The organism is Paracidovorax sp. (genome assembly GCF_057642795.1).
Genome location: NZ_JBXYZY010000044.1, coordinates 31331 through 54512, shown reverse-complemented (window position 1 = coordinate 54512; position 23182 = coordinate 31331). Strand labels below are relative to the sequence as shown.

Sequence of the window (23182 nt, the reverse complement as noted above, 5' to 3'; positions counted from 1 at the left end):
ATAACGTGCCGCACCATATGCAGCACCTTTCCTTCATCCGCCTGGGCTGGCGCACGCTGTGGCGCGATCTGCGTGCCGGCGAACTGCGCCTGCTCATCGTCGCCGTCACGCTGGCGGTGGCCGCGCTCACTTCGGTGGGCTTCTTTGCCGATCGGCTGCAGGGGGGCCTGCAGCGCGACGCCCTGCAACTGCTGGGCGGCGACGCGGTGGTGGTCAGCGACAACCCCACGCCGCAGGCCTTCGCCGAGCGGGCCCGGGCGCTGGGCCTGTCGGCCACGACCACCCTGGCCTTTCCCACCATGGGCCGGGCGGACGACGCCCAGGGCGGCGCCAGCCGGCTGGTAGCCCTGAAAAGCGTCGCACCCGGCTATCCGCTGCGCGGGCAGATGCAGACTGCAGCCGCATCCGGCCAGCCGGGCCAGGCTACCCGCGACATTCCGGCGCCCGGTGAGGTCTGGGTCGATGCGCCCGTGCTGGAGGCGCTGAACCTCGCCGTGGGCGACAGGCTCTGGCTGGGCGATGCTGCGCTGCGCATCGGCCGCATCATCACGCTGGAGCCGGACCGGGGCAGCGGGTTCATGAACTTCGCGCCGCGCGTGATGATGAACGTGGCCGACCTGCCCGCCACCCAGCTGGTGCAGCCGGCCAGCCGCCTGACCTACCGCTTCGCGGTGGCAGGCGCCGCGCCGGCCGTGCGCCAGTTCACCGAATGGGCCGACCGCGCCGTGCACCAGCCGGACCTGCATGGCGTGCGCCTCGAAACCCTGGACAGCGGCCGCCCCGAGATGCGCCAGACGCTGGACCGGGCGCAGAACTTCCTGAGCCTGGTCGCGCTGCTGGCCGCGCTGCTCTCGGCCGTGGCCGTGGCGCTGGCCGCGCGCGGCTTTGCCAACGACCACCTGGACGCCGCCGCGCTGCTGCGCGTGCTGGGACAGAGCCAGCGGCTCATCGCGGGCGGCTACGTCGTCGAATTCGCGCTCATCGGCCTCTTCGCCAGCCTGCTGGGTGTGGCGATCGGCTACGGCATCCACCATGTCTTCGTGGCGCTGCTGGCCGGGCTGGTGGACTCGGCCCTGCCGGCGCCCAGCGCGTGGCCGGTGGCTTTCGGCCTGGGCATGGGCCTCACGTTGATGTTCGCCTTCGGCCTGCCGCCCGTGCTGCAGCTGGCGCGGGTGCCGCCGCTGCGCGTGATCCGGCGCGACCTGGGTGGGCTGAAGCCCGCCTCGCTCGCGGTGCTGGGCGTGGGGGTGGCGGGCTTCGCCGCACTGCTGCTGGCCGCCAGCCGCGACGTGAAGCTGGGCTTGATCGCGGTGGGCGGCTTCGCGGGCGCGGTGCTGCTCTTCGCGGGCCTGGCCTGGTGCGCCGTGCGCCTGTTGCGCAAGAGCGTGAACGAGGCCACCGCCCCGCGCTGGCTGGTGCTGGCCACGCGGCAGATCGCGGCGCGGCCGGCCTATGCAGTGGTGCAGGTCAGCAGCCTGGCTGTGGGCCTGCTGGCGCTGGTGCTGCTGGTGCTGCTGCGCACCGACCTCATCAGCAGCTGGCAGCGCGCCACGCCGGCCGATGCGCCCAACCGCTTCGTGATCAACGTCCTGCCCGAGCAGGCCGACGCCTTCCAGCAGGCGCTGCGCGGCGCGGGCGTGCGGCAGTACGACTGGTACCCCATGATCCGCGGCCGGCTGGTGGCCGTGAACGGCAAGGCGGTGAGCACCGACGACTACGCCGAAGACCGCGCCAAGCGCCTGGTGGACCGCGAATTCAACCTCTCCAATGCGGCCGAGGCGCCGCCGCACAACCCCATCGTGGCCGGCCGCTGGACGCCCGGCGCCGCCGGCGAGATCAGCGTGGAGGAGGGCATCGCCGAGACGCTGGGCCTGCGCCTGGGCGACACGCTTCGCTTCGACATCGGCGGCCTGCCGAGCGAGGCGCGCATCACCAGCCTGCGCAAGGTGGACTGGGGCTCGCTGCGCGCCAACTTCTTCGTGATGTACACCACCGCGCAGATGCCGCCCGAGATGCCCGTGACCTATCTGGCGGCCTACCGGGCCCCTGAAGCATGGCCCCCACGCTCCGCCGCTGCGCGAGGTCCGCTGCCCGCCGAGGGCGCTGCGTCCCCCTTGGGCCGGCCCGGCGTGGGAAGCGCCAGCTTCGACAACGCCCTGGTGCGCGAATTCCCCAACATCACCAACGTGGACATGAGCGCCACGCTGGCGCAGGTGCAGAGCGTGCTGGGGCAGGTGATCCGCGCGGTGGAATTCCTCTTCGGCTTCACCCTCGCCGCGGGCGTGGTGGTGCTGTTCGCGGCCGTCACCGCCACGCGCGAGGAACGGGCGCGCGAGTACGCCATCATGCGGGCCGTGGGCGCGCAGGCGCGGCTGCTGCGCCAGGTGCAGCGGGCCGAGCTGGCCGGCGTGGGGCTGCTCGCGGGCTTCCTGGCCAGCTGCGTGGCGGTGGCCGTGGGCTGGGCGCTGGCGCGCTTCGTGTTCGACTTCACCTGGACCGCGCCGCTCTGGGTGCCGCTGGCCGGCGCCCTGGCCGGTGCGCTGCTGGCGCTGGCGGCAGGCTGGTGGGGGCTGCGCGGGGTGCTGCGCCGGCCGGTGATGGCCACGCTGCGGCAGGCGGCGGAGTAGCGGCAGCGGCGCAGCAGGGCAGGGCGTGCCGTTGCGCCACCCCGGCTCCCTGCTGCGTGCGGCGCCCATTCGATTCCATTCAATTCATGCAACGAAGGAGACAGCAATGACCCAGGTACTCGCAGGCGCCGAGCCTTTCGCATTCGAAGGCAACGATATCGGCGTGCTGGTGTCGCACGGCTTCACGGGCACGCCGCAGAGCATGCGCCATTACGGCGAGCAGCTGCACCGGCGCTTCGGCTTCACGGTGGTCGGCCCGCGCCTGCCGGGCCACGGCACCTCGCCCGACGACATGGAAACCACTGGCTACCTGGACTGGGCGCGCGAGATCGAGCAGCAGCTCAAAGGCCTGGCGGCGCGCAAGCGCAAGGTGTTCGTCACGGGCCTCTCGATGGGTGGCACGCTGACGCTGAACATGGCAGCGCGCTTTCCGGAACTGGTGCACGGCATCGCCACCATCGCCGCGGCGGCGGGGCCGCTCAAGCGCGAATTCGCCGGCGTGCTGGCGCTCGACCCGGCGCCGCGCCGCATTCCGGGCATCGGCTCCGACATCAAGGCCCGTGGCGTGCAGGAGTTGGCCTATGCCGAGGTGCCCGTGGCCTGCATGCGCGAAATCACGGCGCTCATCGCGCAGACCGGCGCCCTGATGGGCGGCATCACCTGCCCCGCGCTCGTCATCCATGGCCGCGAGGACCATGTGGTGCCGCCGTCCAATGCGCTGCACATCGTCAACACGCTGGCCTCCGGCGACATCCGCCTGCTGTGGCTGGAGAATTCGTACCACGTCGCCACGCTGGACAACGACAAGGACCTGATCGCCGAGCGCGTGGGCCGCTTCTTCGCCGAATTGGCGGCGGCCTGAGCCCGCGCTGCCCGACAATCGCGGGCTTCACCCACTCCCGAGCCGCACGCCGCCATGTCCGAGGATTTCCAGAACCCCACTCCGCAGACGCCCTTTGAGTGGATCGGCGGCGAGCCCCAGGTGCGCGCCCTGGTGGACCGTTTCTACGACCTGATGGACCTGGAACCCGCCTACGCCGTGCTGCGCGCAGCGCACGGCAACACGCTCGAGGACGCGCGGCAGAAGCTCTTCTGGTTCCTCTGCGGCTGGCTGGGCGGCCCCGACTACTACCAGGAACGCTTCGGCCACCCGCGCCTGCGCATGCGCCACATGCCGTTTGCCATCGGCATCAAGGAGCGCGACGAGTGGGTGGCCTGTATGGACCAGGCCATGGGCGAGACGGGGGTGCCCGAGCCTCTGCGCGTGCGCCTGAAGGAGAGCTTCATGGGCACGGCCGACTGGATGCGCAACCGAGGCGGTTAGGCGGGCTGGAGAGAAGAGAGCGAGCGGGGAGGAGGAAGGCTTCCCGGCCTGCGCCGTGCGCGGCCCTGCGAGCAGAGCAGGGGGGTGAGCGGAGTGGCAACCAAGCGCCCAGTGTCACGCCCATGTCAATTGGCGCGCCGACACTCGCGCTTTCGTTGGTTCTCCACAATTCCTCCTGGATTGCATCGCATGTCACAACTTTCTCGCATCCTGGGCGTTTCGCCCGCTCTCCCGTCCCGCCGCTGGGCGCTAGCCGCCGTAGGCTGCGCGGCCCTGTTGGCAGCCTGTGGCGGCGGCGATGGCGACAGCGCTTCGGCCACGCCGAACACGCCTGCCAGTCCGGCCACGCCGCAATCCGCGCCGGCCACCGCCACGCTGGCCGTACTGGAGACGACCGACCTGCACTTCAACGTGCGCAGCTACGACTACTTCAAGCTGGCCGAAGACAAGACCTACGGCTTCGAGCGGACCGCCACGCTGGTGCGCCAGGCGCGCAAGGAATTCGCCAACACCGTGCTGGTGGACAACGGCGACACCATCCAGGGCACGGCGCTGGCCGACTACGAAGCCGTGGTCAAGCCTATCGACTGCAAGCAGCAGCTGTCCATGTACAAGGCCATGGGCGCGCTGGGCTTCGATGCTGGCACGCTGGGCAACCATGAATTCAACTACGGCCTTCCCTACCTGAACCAGGTGCTGGGCGGCGGCCTCAACGTCGATGGCGTGGACCCCACCGTCAAGTGCGCGGGTGCTGGCTACCCCATGGCTCTGGCCAATGTGTACAGCAGCAAGACCAAGCAGCCGCTGGTGCAGCCGTACGTTCTGCTGAACCGCACCATCACCGCCCAGACGGCAGACGGCAAGACGGTGCAGTTGCCGGTGAAGATCGGCGTGATCGGCTTCACCACGCCCGGCATCCTGAACTGGGACAAGCGCTATCTGGACGGCAAGGTCTATACCGAAGGCGCCGTCGAATCCGCCCAGAAATACGTGCCTGAACTGCGCGCCAAGGGCGCCGACGTGGTCGTCGCACTGCTGCACGGCGGCCTGGACGGCAGCGCCTATTCGGCCACCATGGAGAACCCCGGCCTGCACCTGTCCAAGGTGTCCGGCATCGACGCCATGGTCATGGGCCACCAGCACAGCGTGTTCCCCGACCGCAGTGCCAAGCCTGCGTTCACCCAGTCCGGCGTGGACAACCAGGCCGGCACCATCAACGGCGTGCCCGCCGTCATGGCCAGCTCCTGGGGCAAGGCGCTGGGCGTGATCAGCCTGTCGCTCAAGTGGGACGGCAAGGCCTGGAGCGTGGACAAGACAGGCTCCAAGTCCGAGCTGCGCAACATCCAGACCAAGGACGCCTCCGGCGCCAACGTGTACGTGGACGCCGACTCCAGCATCGCCCCGCTGGTCGATACCCAGCACCAGGCCGCCATCGCCTACGTGAAGACGCCCATCGGCTCCACCGACTTCCGCATGAGCACGCTGTTTGCCGACGTGGGTGATCCCGGCGCGATCCAGATCGTGAACCAGGCGCAGCAGGCCTACGTGTCGGCCTACATCCAGGCCAACCTGCCGCAGTACAAGAGCCTGCCGGTGCTGTCGGTGAGCGCGCCGTTCAAGTCCGGCTTCCAGGGCGGTGCCGACTACACCGACGTGGCCGTGGGCCCGCTGGCGATCAACAACGCGGCTGATCTCTACCTCTACCCCAACACCGTCTATGCGGTGAAGGTCAACGGCGCCGACATCAAGAACTGGCTCGAATCCGCTGCCAAGCGCTTCAACCAGATCAGCACGACGAAGACCACCGAGCAGCAGCTCATCAGCAGCTTCCCGGGCTACAACTTCGACATGTTCACCACGGCCGACGTGCAGTACGAGATCGACGTGACCCAGCCCACCGGCAGCCGCATCAAGAACCTGACCTACAAGGGTGCCACCATGGACCCGGCGCAGGAATTCGTGATCGCCACCAACAACTACCGCGCCACCAGCGGCAAGAGCTTCAGCGACAAGCTCGACGGCTCCGGCACCATCTGGGCCTCGCCCGATGCGAACCGCGATGTGGTGATCGACTACATCCGCAAGAACCCGTCCGTCACCCGTGCGGCCAACGGCGCGGCCAAGAGCTGGCGCTTCACCAAGGCGAGCACGGCCGGTGCGGTGGTGTTCAGCTCCGGCGCGGGCGCCCTGAGCGTGGCGCAGGCTGCGGGCCTGCCCGGCGTGTCGCTGGTGGCGGCCGATGACGGCTCGGGCAAGGGCACGTCCAAGTACGCGATCGACCTGTCCAAGTGATCGCCCGGCCCGGTGCCGCCCGCAGGCGGCACCGGGGCAGCGAAACGGCGCGCAGGGCCTTGGGGCCTTGCGCGCCGTTTTGCTGGGCTGGGGTGAGGGGGCGTGCCGTCAGGTGCGGCCGGCTGCGGCCCTCCAGGCCTCCAGATGCCGCACCAGCGCCAGCGGCGTGCGGTCCTCATACATCGGCCCGATCACCTGCATGCCGATGGGCAGGCCATCGCTGGCGCCCCCGATGGGCGCCACGGTGGCGGGCAGGCCGGGCAGGGTCGCCACGCTCTGCCAGAACGACTGGGCTCCGAGCAGCTCGGGTTGCCCGTCGATCGGCACCGCCGCCGTGCTCCAGTCCATGGCCGGAATATGCGGATAGGCGGTGCAGCCGAAGGCGGGCAGCAGCAGGGCGTCGAAACTCTCGAAGAAGCGCCGCCACTGCGCCTGCATCCGCGCGCGCTGGTCCAGCAGCTGCAGCCATTCGTGCGCGGGCATGCTGGCGGCGCCGGGTGTGCCGCGCGTGAGGTAGGTCATCAGCAGGCGGTGGTAGGCAGCGTGGCTCGCGGCCAGATCGGGCAGCAGTTCGCTGGTGCCGCGCTCCACCGTGCAGCCGCTGGCCTGCAGGTCATCGGCCACCGCATGCAGGCGGGCCTGGACGTCGCTCGCCACCGCCACGCCAGGGCCGCTGTCGATCAGCAGGCAGCGCGCCTGCTGCACCGGCCGCGCGGGCGGCAGCCGCACCTGCATGGCGCGGGCCTGGGCGCCGATGGGGCCGGCCAGCAGGTCCAGCGCGAGTTCCAGGTCTTGCGCGCAGCGCGCCAGCGGGCCGATCACCGCCAGCTCGTTCGGCGCGCCGGGCGGAAAGCCCGGAAAGTCGTGGCCCGCCGCAGGCAGCAGCCCGTGCGTGGGCTTGTGTCCATAGACGCCGCAAAAGTGCGCCGGCACGCGGATGGAGCCGCCGATGTCCGAACCCAGCTCCAGCGCCACGAAGCCCGCCGCCAGCGCGGCGGCTGCGCCCCCGGAGGAGCCGCCGGGCGTGCGCGAGAGGTCGTGCGGGTTGTTCGTGCGGCCGTAGATCGGGTTCGTGCTCTGCCAGTCGCCCAGCGCCACGGGCACGTTGGTCTTGCCCAGCAGCACGGCGCCGGCGGCCTTGAGCCGCTCCACGGCCACTGCGTCGGCCTGGGCGATGAAGCCGCGGGCGTGCTCGAAGCCCCAGGTGGTGGGCAAGCCAGCTACGTTGAACGATTCCTTCACGGTGATCGGCACGCCCAGCAGCGGGCGGCGCTCGCCCCGTGCCAACGCCGCATCGGCCGCCTGGGCCTGCAGGCGGGCGTTGGCGAAGTCGCGCACGACCACGGCGTTGATCGCACCGTCCTGCGCCTCGATGCGGGCGATGGCGGCATCGCACAGGGCGAGGGTCGTGGTGTCGCCTCGTGCGAGGGCTGCGGCCTGGGCGCTGGCGGTGCCGGCGAGCAGGGTGTCGTGGAGGGCTTGGGTCATGGTGCGTGGCGGGGCCGGTCGGCCCTGAAGGTGATGATGTCTGCTATCAAATGGATAGCTGAATGCGCTTGCCAATCAAGGGCTGCAGCCTGATTTCATGCTGAATATGCTCAGCCGGCCAAGCGCCGCCGCCCGGGCTGCAGCAGCACCACCAGCGCGCCGGCGCCGCCTTCGGCCGGGCGGGCCTGCACGAAGGCCAGCACTTCCTTCTTCTGCACCAGCCAGCGCTGCACGCGGCTCTTGAGCACCGGCGTCTTGCCCGGCGAGCCCAGGCCCTTGCCGTGCACCACGCGCACGCAGCGCAGGCCGGTGCGGTGGGCCACGCGCACGAATTCGCCCAGCGCCTCACGCGCCTCGTCGGTGCGCAGGCCGTGCAGGTCCAGCTGGCGCTGGATGCTCCAGTAGCCGGCGCGCAGCCGGTGCGTCACGTCCTGGCCGATGCCGGGGCGGCGAAAGCTCAGCTGGTCGTCCACGTCCAGCAGCGTCGTCACGTCGAACTCGTCGCTGATGGATTCGAGCAGCACGCGCTCCTCGTCCAGGGTGCGCTGCACCGGCAGCGGCTCGGGCGGCTCGGGCGTGTGCCAGCGGCGCTCCTGCGTGCCGCGCAGCGGCTGCACGGGGCCCACGGCGTCCTGAAACAGCATGCGTTCGGCCCGGGCGCGGCGGGCGGCCTCCTGCCGTTCGCGCAGGCGCTCGGCCTCGCGCGCGGCGGCCTCGGCCAGCGCCTTGCGCAACGGCTGGAGGTCTTGGAGGGAGCGGGCTTTGACGGTCATGGCAAGAAGGGTTGTACCCCAAGCAGCCTGACCCGTGCCGCCGGCAGGGTGCCCGTCATGGCGCCCGGTATTCCGCCGCGATGAACTGCGTGGCTTCCGCCGGGTTGAAGTTGTCGTCGCTCACGAAGACGATCACGCGTCCGCCGCGGGGCAGCGGCGGGCCCCAGGCCATGCCCTCCAGGTTGTCGAGCGTGCCGGCGCCGAGCGTGGCCAGATCGGCCACGAGGGTCTTGGGGGCGGGGGTGTAGCTGCCGGGCGCGAGGGCGGGCAGTGCGAGGGTGTCGCTGCCCGTGCGCGTGTCGATGCGGTAGAGGCGCACGGCGAAGCCCGCGCCCGCGCTGTAGCTGCGCTCCAGCACCAGCAGGTGGTGGGGGCCGTCTTCCAGGATCTCGCTCACGCCGTTCATCTGCGGGCCCCAGGGGATGCGGCGGGCGTGGGCCACGGCGTCGGGCTGGTAGGCGATCTGGCGCAGGGGCTGGCCGGTGGCGAGGTCGATCGCGGTGAAGCGCACGGGGCCCCCGGGCGCAACGGGCGTGGGCAGGGGGCCGTCCTGCCGCCAGGGTATTTCCATCGAGAGCCAGAGCGTGCGGCCGTCGGGCGACAGGGCCAGGCCTTCGAGCGTGCCGTTGGAGCGGGGGCCGCGGCCGTGCGCCCCGTCGGGCTGGAAGCTGGCGGGCAGGGGCAGGTCGCGCACGGCGCTGCCGTCGATGCGGCTTTCGCGCAGCTGCGGGCCGAAGCCGCGGCCGAAGTCGCCCTCGCTGGTCCACAGGAAGTGCCCGCCGCTGCCGGGCAGCCAGCGGACGGCTTCGGCGTCGGGCACGTCCACGCCGGGCTCGGGGCGGCGCGGCGAGGGGTAGGTGCGCCCGTTCGCATGCCGCAGCTCGACCATGCCGGTGGTGGCGGGCGTCTCCAGTCCGTGCTCGCTGTAGCGCAGCGTGGCGGTGTAGATGCGCGCTGGCTGCAGGTCAGAGCGGTCGTCGCTGATGAGCACCCAGCGGCCGCTGGCCGCGTCGTAGTCGATGCCGGAGATGCCGCCGAACGTGGTGCCCAGCACCTCGGTGCCGGGGGCGATGGCGGCGCTGCCGATGAGGCGCAGCGCGGGTCGGGTGGCGGCTGGCGCAGTAGCGGCCGCCTCGGGCGCAGCGGTCGCAGCCTGCGGGAGCGGCGCGCAGGCGGAGAGGTTGAGGGCAAGACCCGCTGCCAGCAGAAGGGCCCAGGGGGTGGCGCGCAAGAGGATGGTCATACCAGGCCCTCCTCGGCCATCGACAGGGCGGCGCCCGGCGCGACGATGACGTGGTCCAGCACGCGCACGTCGATCAGTGCGAGCGTGGCCTTCAGGGTACGGGTCAGCGCCTCGTCGGCGCGGCTGGGCTGCACGCTGCCGCTGGGGTGGTTGTGCGCCAGCACCACGGCGGCGGCATGGTGGTGCAGGGCGCGCAGCACCACTTCGCGCGGATAGACCGAGGTTTGCGTGAGCGTGCCGCGGAACAGCTCTTCGAGCGCGACGAGTCGGTTCTGGCTGTCGAGGAAGAGCACTGCGAACACCTCGTGCGCCTTGGCGGCCAGGTGCAGCTGCAGGTAGTGCTTGACGGCCTGGGGCGAATCGAAGACCTCGCGCTCGCGCAGCTGCTGTGCAAGGGCCCGGCGCGCCAGTTCCAGCACCGCGACCAGCTCGGCCCGCTTGGCCGGGCCCAGGCCCTTGATGCGCCGAAGATCTTCCGCGCTCGCGTGGAGCAGTCCGGCGACGCCACCGAAGCCGCCGCCTGCGCCCTGCGAACCGGGCGCGGACAGCAGTTCCTCGGCCATCTGCAGCACGCCCTTGCCCTGGATGCCGGTGCGCAGCAGGATGGCCAGCAGCTCGGCATCGGTGAGCGCGGCGGGGCCGCGTGCCAGCAGCTTTTCGCGCGGCTGCGAATCGGTGGGCAAATCTTTGATCGCCATGGAGCGGGGCCGGTTTACGGCGTTTCCTACAATGGCGGCAGTTTATCGAGACCCCATTTCATGACCTTTGCCGCCCCCGATTCCGCCCGCGCCGACGCATCCGTTGCCCCCACCGTGCAGGAGGGCTCGTTCCTCACACTGCATTACCGCCTGGCCGGCCCCGCGGGCGATGTGATCAACACCTTCGGCGGCCAGCCCGCCACGCTGTCTCTGGGCGCGGGCGAACTCTCGCCGGCCATGGAGCAGCGCCTGATCGGCCTGGCCGAGGGCTCGCGCGCCACCTTCGAGCTGCCCGCCGGCGAGGCCTTCGGCGAGCGCAACCCCGAGATGCAGCAGTGGGTGGCCGCCAGGCTGCTGGCCGAGCTGGGTGATCCCGACGAGCGCTATACCGTGGGCGACGTGGTGCAGTTCCCCACGCCCGATGGCCTGGGCAGCTATGCCGGCGTGGTGCTGGAAGCGCGTGCCGACGGCGCTGTGCGCTTCGACTTCAACCACCCGCTGGCCGGCCAGCCGGTGACCTTCGAGGTCGAACTCATCGGGGTGCTCTGACGCCATGGCCGAGTCGCTTCAGGAAATCATCCTCGCCGAGCCGCGGGGCTTCTGCGCCGGCGTGGACCGCGCCATCGAGATCGTGGAACGCGCGCTGCAGAAGTTCGGCGCGCCCATCTACGTGCGCCACGAGATCGTGCACAACACCTATGTCGTGAACGACCTCAAGGCCAAGGGCGCGATCTTCATCGAAGAGCTCTCCGATGTGCCGCCCGGTGCCACGCTGGTCTTCAGCGCCCACGGCGTGAGCCGCGCGGTGCAGGAAGAGGCGAAGGCGCGCGGCTTTTCCATCTTCGACGCCACCTGCCCGCTGGTGACCAAGGTCCACGTCGAGGTCGCCAAGCTGGCACGCGAGGGCTACGAATTCATCATGATCGGCCACAAGGGCCATCCCGAGGTGGAAGGCACCATGGGCCAGCTGGACCACGGTATCCACCTGGTGGAAGACGTGGCCGATGTGCAGCGCGTTCAGCCCGCGCAAACCGAGAAATTGGCCGTGGTCACGCAGACCACGCTGAGCGTGGACGACGCGGCCGAGATCACCGCCGCCGTGCGCGCCCGCTTTCCGAAGGTGCGCGAGCCCAAGCAGCAGGACATCTGCTATGCCACGCAGAACCGGCAGGACGCGGTCAAGCTGCTGAGCGGGCAGGTTGATCTGGTGATCGTGGTGGGCAGCCCCACCAGCTCCAATAGCAACCGGCTGCGCGAACTCGCTGCGCGCCTGGGCACTACGGCCTACATGGTGGATGGCGCGTCGGAGCTGCTGCCCGAGTGGTTCGACGGGGTGGCCCGCGTGGGCCTCACGGCGGGCGCTTCGGCCCCGGAAATTCTGGTGCGCGATGTGATCGACCGTATCAAGGCGTTGGGTGCCGTGTCGGTTCGCAAGATGGACGGCATCGAGGAAACCATCAAGTTCCCACTGCCCAAGGGCCTGAAGATCGACGCGGCGACCGGACTGGAAATCAGCGTGCGCAACCCCGAGACCGGCCCTTCGGCCTATTGATTGCTACTCTTTTGATAGCTGCATGTCCTTGATTTCAGGGTGCTGCAGCTGCATTGGGTTTGAGCAGGGGCGCGAGAATCTCCTGGGCGCCGATGGGGCCCGGGCAGCCATAGCCCTGGCCGCCATCGGATTTCCTACAATCCAGGCCTGTTCGACTCCGAGGAAGCATCTCGCTTCCCCTTTATGGAAATAGCAATACTTTTCGCCCTCATCCTCCTCAATGGCCTGTTTGCCATGTCGGAGCTGGCACTGGTCTCGGCGCGCAAGGCGCGGCTGCAGAAGCTGGCAGATGAGGGCGACAGCGGCGCAGTCGCCGCCATGAAGCTGGGTGAAGACCCCACCCGATTCCTCTCCACCATCCAGATCGGCATTACCTCCATCGGAGTGCTCAACGGCATCGTCGGCGAGGCGGCCCTGGCCGAGCCGCTCGGCGAATGGCTGCGGGCCATGGGCATGCACGACAAGGCTGCCGGCTACACGGCCACCGGCGTGGTCGTGATGGTCATCACCTACTTCTCCATCGTGGTGGGCGAACTGGTGCCCAAGCGCCTGGGCCAGAGCTACCCCGAATCGCTGGCCCGTCTGGTCGCCCGCCCCATCAACTGGCTGGCCCTGGCCACCAAGCCCTTCGTGCGGCTGCTGTCGGCCTCCACCCAGGGGCTGCTGAGCCTGCTGGGCGTCAAGGACAACGGCGCCAGCGCCGTGACCGAGGCTGAGATCCACGCCGTGCTGGCCGAAGGCACCAGCGCCGGCGTGATCGAATCGCACGAGCACGAGATGGTGCGCAACGTGTTCCGGCTGGACGACCGCCAGATCGGCTCGCTGATGGTGCCGCGCGCCGATGTGGCCTACCTCGACGTCGAAGAGCCTTTCGAGGAAAACCTGCGCCGCATCGAGGAATCCGACCACGCCCGTTTCCCCGTGGTGCGCGGCGGCATGGAGAACATCCTGGGCGTGCTGAACGCGCGCCAGTGGCTCTCGCGCACGCTGCGCGAAGGCCACGGCGTGCTGGTGGGCGATGCCGAGACGAACGGCCGCGACCTGGCGCGCCAGCCGCTGCAGACGGCGCTCTACGTGCCCGAGACCATCACCGGCATGGAACTGCTGGACAACTTCCGCCAGTCCGACCTGCACATGGCCTTCGTCATCGACGAATACGGCGAGGTGCAGGGCATCGTCACGCTGCAGGACCTGATCGAGGCCATCACCGGCGAATTCCACGCCCGCGACCCCGAGACCTCCTGGGCCGTGCAGCGCGAAGACGGCAGCTGGCTGCTGGACGGCCACATCCCCGTGCCCGAGCTGAAGGACCGCCTGGACCTCGCTTCCGTGCCCGAAGAAGACCGGGGCCGCTACCACACGCTGAGCGGCATGGTCATGCTGCTCACCGGCAAGCTGCCGAAGGTGACCGACACCGTGCAGTGGGAAGGCTGGCAGTTCGAGGTGGTGGACATGGACGGCAAGACCATCGACAAGGTCCTCGCCAGCCCGCTCCCCGAGGTGGACATCGCAGAGAACTCTCTTCCCCTGGCGCACTGAGGGGCAGGAAAGAGAGGACGGCCGCACAGGGCCGGCGCGGTGCCCTCAGCTCCAGAGATCCAGCGGCGGGTCCGCCGCCACGGCCTTCAGGATGTCGGTGCGTGAGATAAAACCGATGAGCTGCCCGCGCTCGTCGGTCACCGGCAGGCCCGGAAGGCCCGTCTCCAGCAATACGCCCGCCACGCGGCGCAGCTCGGTCTCGTCCGAGACGGTCGGGATGGGGCTGATCATCACGTCCTGCACCGGCCGGCGCGCCAGCGCGATGGCATCCTTTACGGCACCGGGCTCGGGCAGCAGGTCCAGCGGCGCCATGTCGGCACGCAGCAGCAGGCCCACCACCTGGCCGCGCTCATCCACCACCGGCGCCTGCGCCACCTGGTGCTCGGCCAGCGTCTGCCAGGCATCGTTCACGCGCACGTCGGGCCGCACCGTCACCGCGCCCTCGCTCATCACGTCCTTGACCCGCGACAGGGGCTGCCGCGGCTCCTGCGGGCCTTGTTCCGTCTGCGCGTAGGCGGCCACCGCCTGCGCCAGCATGCCCACCGGCGGCGTGGCAGGGGCCGGGGGCGGAGTGGCCGTCGAGGGCGGCGCGTGGAACACCGGCGCGTCGCCGTCCTGCTCGCGCGTGCGCAGGGCCTGCGGGCGCAGCACGCGCCGCACGGGCGCCACCTGCGCGAGCTTTTCCGGGCCGCCCCGGTACACCTGGCCCAACGGGCCGAACACGTAGAACATGGACCGATCTCCCCTTCAGCGAATCAGGGCCCGCACCGCAGGCGCTCCGTCGCCATTGTTATCGGCGCCCGTGCTTGCCGGCGCAGGGCGGCTGTGTATCCGCTTGTGTGAACGGGGCGGCCTTGGTGCGGCAGGCGGTGCAGGCGCCCTAGACTGCAGGGCTTGCCCTTTTCCTCTTCCTCCCCTTCTTCCCATTCCCTTCGTGGATGCCTGAACCCATGATCGATCGTTCCGCCATCGCCGCCGCCAGCCAGCGGCTCGCTTCCCGCCCCGGCTTTCTGCGCGCCACGCCCCTCGCGCAGTTGAGCGGCGCCGCCCTGGGCGTGCCCTGCGCGCAGGTCTGGCTGAAGCTCGAGCAACTGCAGACGGGAGGCAGCTTCAAGGCGCGCGGCATGATGAACCGGCTGCTCGCCAACCCCCTGCCGGAGAGCGGCGTCATCATCGCCTCTGGCGGCAATGCCGGCATCGCCACGGCGGCGGCCGCCCGCGCGCTGGGCGTGCGCTGCGAGGTCTTCGTGCCCGAGGTCTCGCCCGAGGCCAAGCGGGCCCGCCTGCGCCAGCTGGGCGCCGAGGTGATGGTGCGTGGCGCCGCGTATTCCGAAGCGCTGCAGGCCTGCCTGGAGCGCCAGCAGGCCACTGGCGCGCTGCTGACGCACGCCTACGACCAGCCCGAGGTGGTGGCCGGCGCCGGCGCGCTGGCGCAGGAGATGGAAACCCAGGCCGGCCGCCTGCCCGACACGCTGCTCGTCAGCGTGGGCGGCGGTGGCCTGATTGCCGGGGTGGCCGCCTGGGTGAACAGCCGCGCCCACGTCGTCGCGCTGGAGCCCGAGCGCGCGCCCACGCTGCACAGCGCCCGAGCGGCGGGCCGGCCGGTCGATGTGGAGGTGGGCGGCATCGCGGCCGACTCGCTGGGCGCACGCCGCATCGGCGACATCGCCTGGCAGGTGGCCCAGCAGCACGTGCACGACAGCCTGCTGCTCACTGACGATGCCATCCGCGCCGCCCAGCAGTGGCTCTGGCGCGAACTCAAGCTGGCTGTGGAGCCGGCCGCTGCGTTGGGCCTCGCGGCGCTGCAGAGCGGCGCCTACCGGCCACGCGAGGGTGAAACCGTGGCGCTCATCCTGTGCGGCGCCAACTGCGATCCCGCCGGCGTCGCCTGAGTTCGCACCCCCTGGGAGATCGTGAGCGCGTTCTAAAATCGCCGCCTATGCTCGACATCCTCCTTCTCCGCAAAGACCTCGACTCCGCCATCGCCCGGCTGGAAACCCGCAAAAAGCCGCAGGCATTCCTGAACGTGGAGGCCTTCCAGGCGCTGGAGTCCGAGCGCAAGACGCTGCAGACCCGCACCGAAGAGCTGCAGGCGCAGCGCAACCAGCTCTCCAAGCAGATCGGCATGCTGATGAGCCGGGGCGACAAGGACGGCGCCGAAGCCGCCAAGGCCCAGGTGGCCGCGTCCAAGATCGAGCTGGAACAATCCGCCGCCCGGCTCGAACAGATCCAGGCCGAACTGCAGGCCATGCTGGTGGCCGTGCCCAACCTGCCGCACGCCTCGGTGCCCGAAGGCAGCGATGAGACCGGCAACGTGGAAGTGCGCCGCTGGGGCACGCCGCCCAGCTTCGCCTTCGAGGCCAAGGACCATGTGGACATCGGCACGCCCCTGGGCCTGGACTTCGACATGGGCGTGAAGCTCTCGGGCTCGCGCTTCACCGTCATGAAGGGCAGCATCGCCCGGCTGCACCGCGCCCTCGCGCAATTCATGCTGGACGTGCAGACCCAGGAACACGGCTACACCGAGTGCTACGTGCCCTACGCCGTGAACGCCGACTCGCTCAAGGGAACGGGCCAGCTGCCCAAGTTCGAAGGCGACTTATTCGCCGCCAAGAAGGGCGGGCAGGAGGGCGAACCCGTGCCCGACAACGCCGCGCTCTACCTTATTCCGACCAGCGAAGTGCCGCTGACCAACTTCGTGCGCGAAGTGGTCGTGCCCGAGGCGGAACTGCCCATCAAGCTCACTGCGCACACGCCGTGCTTCCGCTCCGAAGCCGGCAGCTACGGCCGCGACACGCGCGGCATGATCCGCCAGCACCAGTTCGACAAGGTCGAGATGGTGCAGATCGTCCACCCCGACAAGAGCTACGACGCGCTGGAAGAGATGACCCGGCACGCCGAAACCATCCTGCAAAAGCTCGGCCTGCCGTACCGCGTCATGCTGCTGTGCGCCGGCGACATGGGATTCGGCGCCGCCAAGACCTACGATCTGGAGGTCTGGCTGCCCGCCCAGAACACCTACCGCGAGATCAGCTCCATCAGCAACTGCGAAGCCTTCCAGTCGCGCCGCCTGCAGGCCCGCTTCAAGAACGCGCAGGGCAAGAACGAGCTGCTGCACACCCTGAACGGCTCGGGCCTGGCCGTGGGCCGCACCCTGGTCGCCGTGCTCGAGAACTACCAGCAGGCCGACGGCAGCGTGGTCGTGCCGGAGGTGCTGCGCCCCTACATGGGCGGAGTGGCCCTGCTCACTGCCTGAAAACCTTGCTATACTCGCAGGCTTCGACACACAGGAGAGGTGGCAGAGTGGTCGAATGTACCTGACTCGAAATCAGGCGTAGTGGCAACACTACCGTGGGTTCGAATCCCACCCTCTCCGCCAAAAAGCAAAAGAAACGCCCCATGCGGGCGTTTTTTTTCGTCCGTTTCCAGGGCGTTGACCTATATAAATCAATATGTTACGCTGTGTTTGCTGGCGTTATATACAGCATTCATTCAGCGGACTATCAGCCGCTCATCACCCTTAATTCAAAGTTTTTTGGCCTACCTGATGGCCTACAAATTCGCCCATGCCTAAGCGGATCATGGAAATGACGGCCCTCGAAGTCTCCCGCCTACGGCTGGAGGGCTCGCACGCCGTGGGCGGTGCCACGGGGCTTTATCTGCGCGTGGAAGGTGGCACGCGCATGTGGGTGCTGCGGTATGTGTTCATGCGCGCGCGTCGCCGCATGAGCCTGGGCAGCTATCCGGCGGTGTCCCTGGCCGCCGCCCGTGACGCTGCGCGCGCGGCCATGGCGTTACGCGATGCCGGCACCGACCCGCAGGTGGACCGCGCCAAGCGGCGCGAGGCCGAGCGCTTGGCAGCTGCGCAAATGCTGGCCTTCGATGAGGCGGCCGAGTCATTCATCCGCGAGCACGAAACCACTTGGCGCAACCTCAAGCACGCGCAGCAGTGGCGCAGCACACTGGCCACCTACGCATCGCCGAAGTTCGGCAAGGTGCCCGTGTCTGAGATTGACCAGCGGATGGTGCTGCGCGCGCTGACGCCCATCTGGAAGACAAAAACGGAAACCGCCACACGGCTACGCGGTCGCATCGAACAGATCCTTGACTGGGCCACGGCCCACGGGCACCGGACTGGCACGAACCCGGCCCGATGGCGTGGGCAGCTGGAACACATCCTCGCCGACCCGAACAAGGTTGCGCCCGTCACGCATCACCCGGCCGTGCCGTTCGCCGAGCTGCCCGACGTTTATCGACGGCTGGCCAGCATCGACGGCCAGAGCGCGCGGGCATTGCGGTTCTTGGTGCTTGTGGCGGCGCGGTCCGGTGAAGTGCGCGGCATGGTCTGGGATGAGGTGGATTTAGACGCAGCGCTATGGACGGTGCCGCCCAGCCGGATGAAGGCGAAAAAGGAGCACCGCGTGCCCCTTTCCCGTCAGGCCCTGGCCTTGCTCAAGGCCCAGCCGCGGCGCGATGGTGTGGCGCATGTCTTTCCATCGAACCGGGCCGGCGCGCTGTCGGACATGGCTTTCACCACGCTGATGCGCCGGCACAAGCTGGATGCCGTGCCCCACGGCTTCCGCTCCACATTCCGGGATTGGGCGGGCGAGACTACGAACCACCCGCGTGACGCGGTGGAGCTGTGCCTTGCTCACACCATCGACACGAAAACCGAAGCCGCCTACCGGCGGGGCGACATGCTGGAAAAGCGCGCCACCATCATGCAAGAGTGGGCCGACTACGCGGCGCCGCCCGTGCCTTGATCTTCGCCCCAGGCCCTGGGGCACGACTGCAGCCACTCGGAAACCTCGGCTATCAGCCAGAACAGTTTCGCCCCCATCTTGCGCGGCCGGGGGAAGCCGCGCTGCTCGATGAGGGCGCGCAGCGTGTTCTCCACAATGTCCAGTTCTTCCAGCAGCTGCGCCTTGTTGAACATGAGTTGCTTCATGCGCCGCCCCTACTCACACAGCCCGTATGCCGCCCCTTCGCGGATGGTCCTGGGTGGTGACTCGTCTTCGGCCGGCGGCGGAATCTCTCGACCGTGCGGACAATGCGCAGCACAGTCTGCTGCGCCAGGGCCACCGCGTTCGCCGTAATCGTATGCGCCAGTCTTCACATCCACATAGACGGTCTGCGAACAGTCAAACCAGCCGATAGGGCAAGAGCGACCGCCTACTGACTGCCACATTCTCCCGTTGTGGCATGTGCTGTCGGGGTTTGCGAGTTCCACCGCGCCGTCAACAAGCTGCTGCAGAGTGAGCATCACGCACCCCCTTCCACGCTCGGCGCGTTCACTGCAGCAGCAGGAGCTACGCGGCCGCGCCAGCGCGCATTCTGGATGTCCGATGGGAAGAATCCATCGCGCAGCCACCGACCTTTGTAGAACTCGCTGGTGCCTTGGCCTTCATCGAACTCGCGCAAGTAGGTTCCGTCCTCTGCTGGCTTGGTGGCACCGTCTTGCCAGTTCCCCATGTCGGACTCATCTTCATCGCCCACCATCGGGAAAACTTGCACACCAGCGCGGATCATTTCCAGGTCCAGGCCGGCTTCCGGTCCGTGTTCTTTTCTTTTTTCCGCCAGCACGCTTTCCCACGAAGAACCATAGCGGCGGACCGTTTCACGGTACGCGGCCACGGCCCCGGCCATTCCCCATCCTCTCGCTATCGCCAATCCAGTCACCCGATCCGTGACCGTCCATTGTTCTTGGCAAAAGCGGCCAAACCTTGCGCTCGCCAGTCCAAGTATTGATCGGTGCAGCACAGCGCCGCATTTGAGTTGCCATCCTTCCGCAAGGATCACGTCATTGCCCCGACGAGGAACGCACTTGACCACCGTTTTCCGTCTCCATCCGGCTTTAGGCGCATGCATGACCTCCAGGCCCAGGCCGACGGCAATGGTGTGCTCCAGCCGCGCGCCGCGCGACGCTTCCCAGCCCGGCAGCATGCACACCGCATCGCAGGTGACAAGCCGGGCAATGTCCATCCGCATGCAGTCCAGCCACTGCGCGTTCGGGTCGGCGTTGATTTCTGCCGGGTTCTCGACGTGATGACCCTGGGCACGCAGCGCACTGGCAGCGGCGTGGAACGCGGGGAAGTTCAGATCCTTGTGGCCCGTCATCGGGCCGGCGACGTAGATACGCTTCTTCATTCTTCTTCCAGTTCAAGCGGCAGCGCGCCGCACAAGTTCGACAAGTGCCACTGCAGCCTGCAGCGATACGACTCCATTTCCGACCTGGCGCAGCTGGTGAGCGCGGGATTCGTCCACCAGATAGGCCATCCCATCAGCCAGCATCCGAACGCCGGGTTCAACCGCCGGGGCAAGGTCCGGGCGGTGGGCGATAACTCCCGGCCATCGAGGGTCGAGAGGACCGGGTGCGAAAAGTGGTGTTCCACGAAGTTCGGCAGCTGTTCGCCGCCCGTGTGGTTGCGGCTGGCCTGGCTGGCTTGGCTGTTCGGGGTTCGGTAGTCCCGGCTGGCTGGGGTTGGCCACTGCTTGCTGGCGCGGTCCAGAGTCATCATTGAGGCCTTCGGCGATCCGCTTTGCTCGGCGTCCATCGCCATCGGCGTAGGCCACTGCGCTGCCGCGCTGGGCAGCATCAAGTCGCCCTTGCTGCCTGCCTGATTCGGGCCACCCTTCGTGCCATCCGTCGCCCGCGGTGTCGGCCAGTGCTGCGCCTGCCCCGTCAGCGTCAGCCGCTCCTGTCCCGGTATCCCTCGATCGCGCGTGTATTCGTTTCCCTGGCTGTTCGACACGCTGGGCGTCATCCACATGGCTGCATCCCGGTTCAGGTTGGCGCCCTGGGTTGAATGCAAGTCCGCGCCCGGCCGGCGGCCATCGTGGGCTGTCGGACTGGCCCAGAGCTTGGCCGCCAGTGCAATCGTGGGCCTGTCTGCCGCGCCCGGTGATCTCGAGCGGTTGATGCGTTCGTGGCCGGTGTCCGGCGTTGGCCAATACCTCGCCTGCGATTCCAGGCCTACCGTGCGTTTCTCGCCCGAGCTGGTGCGTCCCTTGGCGGCTACCAGTTCCGGCGAGACACAGCGCCCACCGTTCGGGACATTCGGTGTCAGCCACTCGCCGCCATGCGAGGCAGAACCACCGTGCGCGCCCATGGCTGGCGCCCACGTCGGACGCGGAAAGAGTGATCCATTCCGCGTCCCACCCGCGGTCGGCCAGTTCTCCCACGACTCGGGCGGCGGCGCGCTCTTCAAGCGTGCCTTCGGTTTCGTCCACAGCGGTGGCGGTGGCAGTAGCGATGGCGCTGACGTTCTCCAGAACGAGGAACCACGCACCGCAAGCGTCTGCGATGTCGAGGATGTCGAAGAACAGGCCAGAGCGCTTTCCGTCCAGCCCAGCGCGCTTTCCGGCAATGCTGATGTCCTGGCACGGGAAGCCCGCAATGAGGCCGTCCACGCATCCACGCCACGCTGCGCCGTCGAAGGTGAGCAAGTCAGACCAGATAGGCGCCGGATCAAGGGCTCCCGCTTCCATAAGGCGGGCAAGCTGCGCGGCTGCAGGGGCTTCCCGCTCCACGTAGCAAACGGTGCGGTGCTCGGTTCCGAGTAGCTGGAATCCGGCGCGGACGCCTTCACCGAGCATGCCGACGCCGGCGCATATTTCGATGGAATGTAGAGCCACATCAGTTCACCATTTCCATCTGCACGGCCAGGGCCGGTACCGCCGCGCCTAGCGTGCGAGTCGTCTCTTCGGCGGTCTTGAGGCGTTCCCGTGCGATGTTCACGTAGGCCGCCTCGCGCTCGGCGCCGATGAAGCGGCGGCCGGTCATCACCGCCGCCACGCCCGTGGTGCCGCTGCCGGCGAACGGGTCCAGCACGATGCCGCCCGAGACCACGGGGCGCACCAGCTCGCACATCAGCGCGGTGGGCTTGCCCGTCATGTGGTGCTTGTCCGCCTGGCGCACGGGTATCTGCAGGCAACCGTCGAACGGGCCGTCGTGTTCCAGCATGACCGCCGCCCCCTTCGTGCCCCACACCACGTATTCGCACTGATGGCGGAAGTAGCCCTTGTGCGGGGCGCGCGATCCGCGCCCCTTGTCCCAGGCCACCAGCCCGCGCCAGAACACGCCGCCAACTTGCACGGCATCGGTCATCACGGGCAACTGCCGCCAGTCGGTGAAGGCCATGAAGTAGCCGCCAGGCTTGAGCACGCGCACGCATTCCGCGATCCACATCGCGCACCACGTCATGTAGCTGCGCTGGTCGCGCGAGTCGCCGCCGAAGGTGGGGTACTTGTGGGCGAATCCGCCCTGTTGATACTTGTCTTCCGGCGCCTTCATCTTGTCGTCGCGGGAGAAGCCACCGCTGCTATAGGGCGGGTCCGTGATGACGGCATCGACGCACGCATCCGGCATCTGCATCAGCATCGACATGCAGTCGCCATGTGCCAGCGTCCAGGGGGCGGGCTTGATGAATTCTTTCGAGTGCATCAGGCTTGGCCCTCCACTGCACCGGCCGGGCATAGCGGGCGTTGATAAAGTTCCGGCCCGGCCACGTCGGCCAACGTGGCAATGCCGGCCTGCACGCGGCTGGCGATCCAGTCCGCGTCGTCGCGGCGCGGCACCGGCTGCACGGGGTTGGCCGACAGCAGGGCGTGTGCTGCGGTGGCGGCGGCTTGCAGCACCGGCGCCTGGGCGGCCTGCCAGCGGTGGCCCGTCATGCTCATGTGAATGACGGTGCGCAGCGCGGCGTGGATGCTGCGCGCTTCGGGCGAGCCGAAGGACTTCTCTGCGGCGATCTCCGAACCGATGGCCAGCACCCAGGCCAGATTGGGCAGCAGGTCGGCAGCGTCGGCGCCGTCATCGCGCAGGAACAGGCTGATGGAGAAGTCCAGCATGTGGCGCCGCATCTCTTCGCGCGCCACGGCAACGCCCACGGCGCCGCACTGCGCCAGCTGCTGGCGGGACCGTGCGGGCCGGCCGTGGCGGCGCTTCGTCTTCTTGGTGGTTTTCATGGTGAGGCTTTCAGCGGGGGCAGTTGGTCAGCGTGCGGCGGTGCGTGCCGGCGCTGCGGTGCTGCAGTTCGGCGCCGGAATAGGTGGGCGCGCTCTTCCAGTTCGTGCGGATGGGCTGCGCCACGTCGTAGCTGATGCGCTCGGCTTCGCGGATGCCGGCCCACTTCGCGGGCTCGATGGGGTGGGCGAGGGCGTTGGCGGCTTTCGGCTTCGTCATGGCTCAGGCCTCCACGCGCTCTACGCGCAGCACGGCCTTGCCGCTGGTGATGTGGGCGCCGGCCTCGGCCTGGGTGGCGTTGGCGGCTTTCAGGCGCAGGGTGGGCAGCAGGCCTGCGTCTGCCAGGTCTTCCACGTCGGCGGGGTGGATGCCGTTCGGCACCAGGGTGGCGCGGTAGCTGTGCTGCCGCTGGATGGTGTGATGGGTTCGCATGGTTTCCTTCGTGATGGGTGGGGTAGGGGGTCAGGCCACCAGCTGCAGCTGGGCCTGCTGGGTGTCGGCAGCGGGCGCGGCCGGTGCGCGGCGCTTGCGGCGCGGCTTGGCGGCGCTGGCCAGGCGTTCGCGTTCGGCGTCGAACACGGCGCGCAGGTGCTCGGGCGTGGTGCCGGCGGCCGGCGTGTAGTCGCCCTGGCGCTGGCGTTGCCAGCAATGCACGCGTGGCTCGGTTCTTGTGGCGGGCAT

Annotated in this window: 23 protein-coding genes, 1 tRNA gene and 1 pseudogene; 11 read left to right on the top strand and 14 right to left on the bottom strand. The window is 68.9% G+C overall.

Annotated features, from left to right (window positions below; all coding sequences use genetic code 11):
- Nucleotides 1-17 precede the first annotated feature (17 nt).
- The 4 genes from AC3A84_RS17650 to AC3A84_RS17635 all read left to right on the top strand — a co-directional run bounded on the left by AC3A84_RS17650 (nucleotide 18) and on the right by AC3A84_RS17635 (nucleotide 6243).
- A complete protein-coding gene (locus tag AC3A84_RS17650; RefSeq protein WP_487971336.1) occupies nucleotides 18-2627 on the top strand; it encodes an ABC transporter permease in 2610 nt (869 codons plus the stop codon).
- A 106-nt stretch (nucleotides 2628-2733) separates the two neighbouring features.
- On the top strand, nucleotides 2734-3489 hold the full coding sequence (locus AC3A84_RS17645) for an alpha/beta hydrolase (RefSeq protein ID WP_487971335.1): 756 nt from the start codon (nucleotides 2734-2736) through the stop codon (nucleotides 3487-3489).
- A 54-nt stretch (nucleotides 3490-3543) separates the two neighbouring features.
- Nucleotides 3544-3951, top strand: a complete 408-nt coding sequence (locus AC3A84_RS17640; RefSeq protein ID WP_487971334.1) for a group II truncated hemoglobin — start codon at nucleotides 3544-3546, stop codon at nucleotides 3949-3951.
- Between the two features lie 189 nt (nucleotides 3952-4140).
- A complete protein-coding gene (locus AC3A84_RS17635) occupies nucleotides 4141-6243 on the top strand; it encodes a bifunctional 2',3'-cyclic-nucleotide 2'-phosphodiesterase/3'-nucleotidase (protein WP_487971333.1) in 2103 nt (700 codons plus the stop codon).
- Nucleotides 6244-6351: 108 nt separating this feature from the next.
- Here AC3A84_RS17635 and AC3A84_RS17630 read toward each other — a convergent pair whose 3' ends face one another.
- From AC3A84_RS17630 to radC, 4 genes are all read right to left on the bottom strand, one after another.
- On the bottom strand, nucleotides 6352-7731 hold the full coding sequence (locus AC3A84_RS17630; RefSeq protein WP_487971332.1) for an amidase family protein: 1380 nt from the start codon (nucleotides 7729-7731) through the stop codon (nucleotides 6352-6354).
- 110 nt (nucleotides 7732-7841) lie between these two features.
- On the bottom strand, nucleotides 7842-8504 hold the full coding sequence (locus AC3A84_RS17625) for a Smr/MutS family protein (RefSeq protein WP_288508704.1): 663 nt from the start codon (nucleotides 8502-8504) through the stop codon (nucleotides 7842-7844).
- A 55-nt stretch (nucleotides 8505-8559) separates the two neighbouring features.
- Nucleotides 8560-9747 (bottom strand): esterase-like activity of phytase family protein, encoded by a 1188-nt coding sequence (locus AC3A84_RS17620; protein WP_487971331.1) that lies wholly within the window; start codon nucleotides 9745-9747, stop codon nucleotides 8560-8562.
- Nucleotides 9744-10445, bottom strand: a complete 702-nt coding sequence (radC, locus tag AC3A84_RS17615; protein ID WP_487971330.1) for a RadC family protein — start codon at nucleotides 10443-10445, stop codon at nucleotides 9744-9746. The genes AC3A84_RS17620 and radC overlap by 4 nt, the downstream gene beginning before the upstream one ends.
- Before the next feature lie 60 nt (nucleotides 10446-10505).
- On the opposite strand from radC, the gene AC3A84_RS17610 reads away from it, so the two are divergent.
- The 3 genes from AC3A84_RS17610 to AC3A84_RS17600 all read left to right on the top strand — a co-directional run bounded on the left by AC3A84_RS17610 (nucleotide 10506) and on the right by AC3A84_RS17600 (nucleotide 13536).
- Nucleotides 10506-10994, top strand: a complete 489-nt coding sequence (locus AC3A84_RS17610; protein ID WP_487971329.1) for an FKBP-type peptidyl-prolyl cis-trans isomerase — start codon at nucleotides 10506-10508, stop codon at nucleotides 10992-10994.
- A 4-nt stretch (nucleotides 10995-10998) separates the two neighbouring features.
- Entirely contained in the window at nucleotides 10999-11997 is a 999-nt protein-coding gene (gene ispH, locus AC3A84_RS17605) for a 4-hydroxy-3-methylbut-2-enyl diphosphate reductase (protein WP_487971328.1), read from the top strand.
- 183 nt (nucleotides 11998-12180) lie between these two features.
- Nucleotides 12181-13536 carry a hemolysin family protein gene (locus AC3A84_RS17600; RefSeq protein WP_487971327.1) on the top strand — a complete coding sequence of 452 codons (1356 nt, stop codon included), beginning with the start codon at nucleotides 12181-12183 and terminating at the stop codon, nucleotides 13534-13536.
- A gap of 45 nt (nucleotides 13537-13581) precedes the next feature.
- Here the strand turns inward: AC3A84_RS17600 and AC3A84_RS17595 are convergent, their stop codons facing one another.
- Nucleotides 13582-14268: a CBS domain-containing protein gene (locus tag AC3A84_RS17595; protein WP_487971326.1), complete on the bottom strand. Its 687-nt coding sequence runs from the start codon at nucleotides 14266-14268 to the stop codon at nucleotides 13582-13584.
- A gap of 218 nt (nucleotides 14269-14486) precedes the next feature.
- Between AC3A84_RS17595 and AC3A84_RS17590 the strand changes: the two genes are divergently transcribed.
- The 4 genes from AC3A84_RS17590 to AC3A84_RS17575 all read left to right on the top strand — a co-directional run bounded on the left by AC3A84_RS17590 (nucleotide 14487) and on the right by AC3A84_RS17575 (nucleotide 18299).
- Entirely contained in the window at nucleotides 14487-15428 is a 942-nt protein-coding gene (locus AC3A84_RS17590; protein WP_487971325.1) for a threonine/serine dehydratase, read from the top strand.
- Between the two features lie 47 nt (nucleotides 15429-15475).
- Nucleotides 15476-16792, top strand: coding sequence for a serine--tRNA ligase (serS, locus tag AC3A84_RS17585; protein ID WP_487971324.1), 1317 nt, complete (start codon nucleotides 15476-15478; stop codon nucleotides 16790-16792).
- A 33-nt stretch (nucleotides 16793-16825) separates the two neighbouring features.
- Nucleotides 16826-16915, top strand: a tRNA-Ser gene (locus tag AC3A84_RS17580).
- A 187-nt stretch (nucleotides 16916-17102) separates the two neighbouring features.
- Nucleotides 17103-18299, top strand: coding sequence for a tyrosine-type recombinase/integrase (locus AC3A84_RS17575; RefSeq protein WP_487971323.1), 1197 nt, complete (start codon nucleotides 17103-17105; stop codon nucleotides 18297-18299).
- On the opposite strand, the gene AC3A84_RS17570 is transcribed toward AC3A84_RS17575, so the two are convergent.
- From AC3A84_RS17570 to AC3A84_RS17530, 9 genes and pseudogenes are all read right to left on the bottom strand, one after another.
- The gene (locus AC3A84_RS17570; RefSeq protein WP_487971322.1) at nucleotides 18275-18472 is read right to left on the bottom strand and encodes a helix-turn-helix transcriptional regulator; all 198 of its coding nucleotides are present in this window, start codon (nucleotides 18470-18472) and stop codon (nucleotides 18275-18277) included. The two genes, AC3A84_RS17575 and AC3A84_RS17570, sit on opposite strands and share 25 nt — an antisense overlap.
- Before the next feature lie 326 nt (nucleotides 18473-18798).
- Complete coding sequence (locus AC3A84_RS17565) at nucleotides 18799-19683, bottom strand: DUF4406 domain-containing protein (protein ID WP_487971321.1); 885 nt, start codon at nucleotides 19681-19683, stop codon at nucleotides 18799-18801.
- On the bottom strand, nucleotides 19680-20645 hold the full coding sequence (locus tag AC3A84_RS17560; protein WP_487971506.1) for a hypothetical protein: 966 nt from the start codon (nucleotides 20643-20645) through the stop codon (nucleotides 19680-19682). The genes AC3A84_RS17565 and AC3A84_RS17560 overlap by 4 nt, the downstream gene beginning before the upstream one ends.
- A gap of 22 nt (nucleotides 20646-20667) precedes the next feature.
- Nucleotides 20668-21132, bottom strand: a pseudogene (locus tag AC3A84_RS17555) (DNA cytosine methyltransferase); the annotation flags it as partial.
- 40 nt (nucleotides 21133-21172) lie between these two features.
- Nucleotides 21173-21979 carry a DNA-methyltransferase gene (locus AC3A84_RS17550; RefSeq protein ID WP_487971320.1) on the bottom strand — a complete coding sequence of 269 codons (807 nt, stop codon included), beginning with the start codon at nucleotides 21977-21979 and terminating at the stop codon, nucleotides 21173-21175.
- A complete protein-coding gene (locus AC3A84_RS17545) occupies nucleotides 21979-22503 on the bottom strand; it encodes a hypothetical protein (protein ID WP_487971319.1) in 525 nt (174 codons plus the stop codon). Before AC3A84_RS17545 ends, AC3A84_RS17550 begins: the two co-directional genes overlap by 1 nt.
- A 10-nt stretch (nucleotides 22504-22513) precedes the next feature.
- Complete coding sequence (locus AC3A84_RS17540) at nucleotides 22514-22720, bottom strand: hypothetical protein (RefSeq protein WP_487971318.1); 207 nt, start codon at nucleotides 22718-22720, stop codon at nucleotides 22514-22516.
- Nucleotides 22721-22723: 3 nt separating this feature from the next.
- Nucleotides 22724-22933 carry a hypothetical protein gene (locus tag AC3A84_RS17535; protein WP_487971317.1) on the bottom strand — a complete coding sequence of 70 codons (210 nt, stop codon included), beginning with the start codon at nucleotides 22931-22933 and terminating at the stop codon, nucleotides 22724-22726.
- Nucleotides 22934-22963: 30 nt separating this feature from the next.
- Complete coding sequence (locus AC3A84_RS17530; RefSeq protein WP_487971316.1) at nucleotides 22964-23182, bottom strand: hypothetical protein; 219 nt, start codon at nucleotides 23180-23182, stop codon at nucleotides 22964-22966.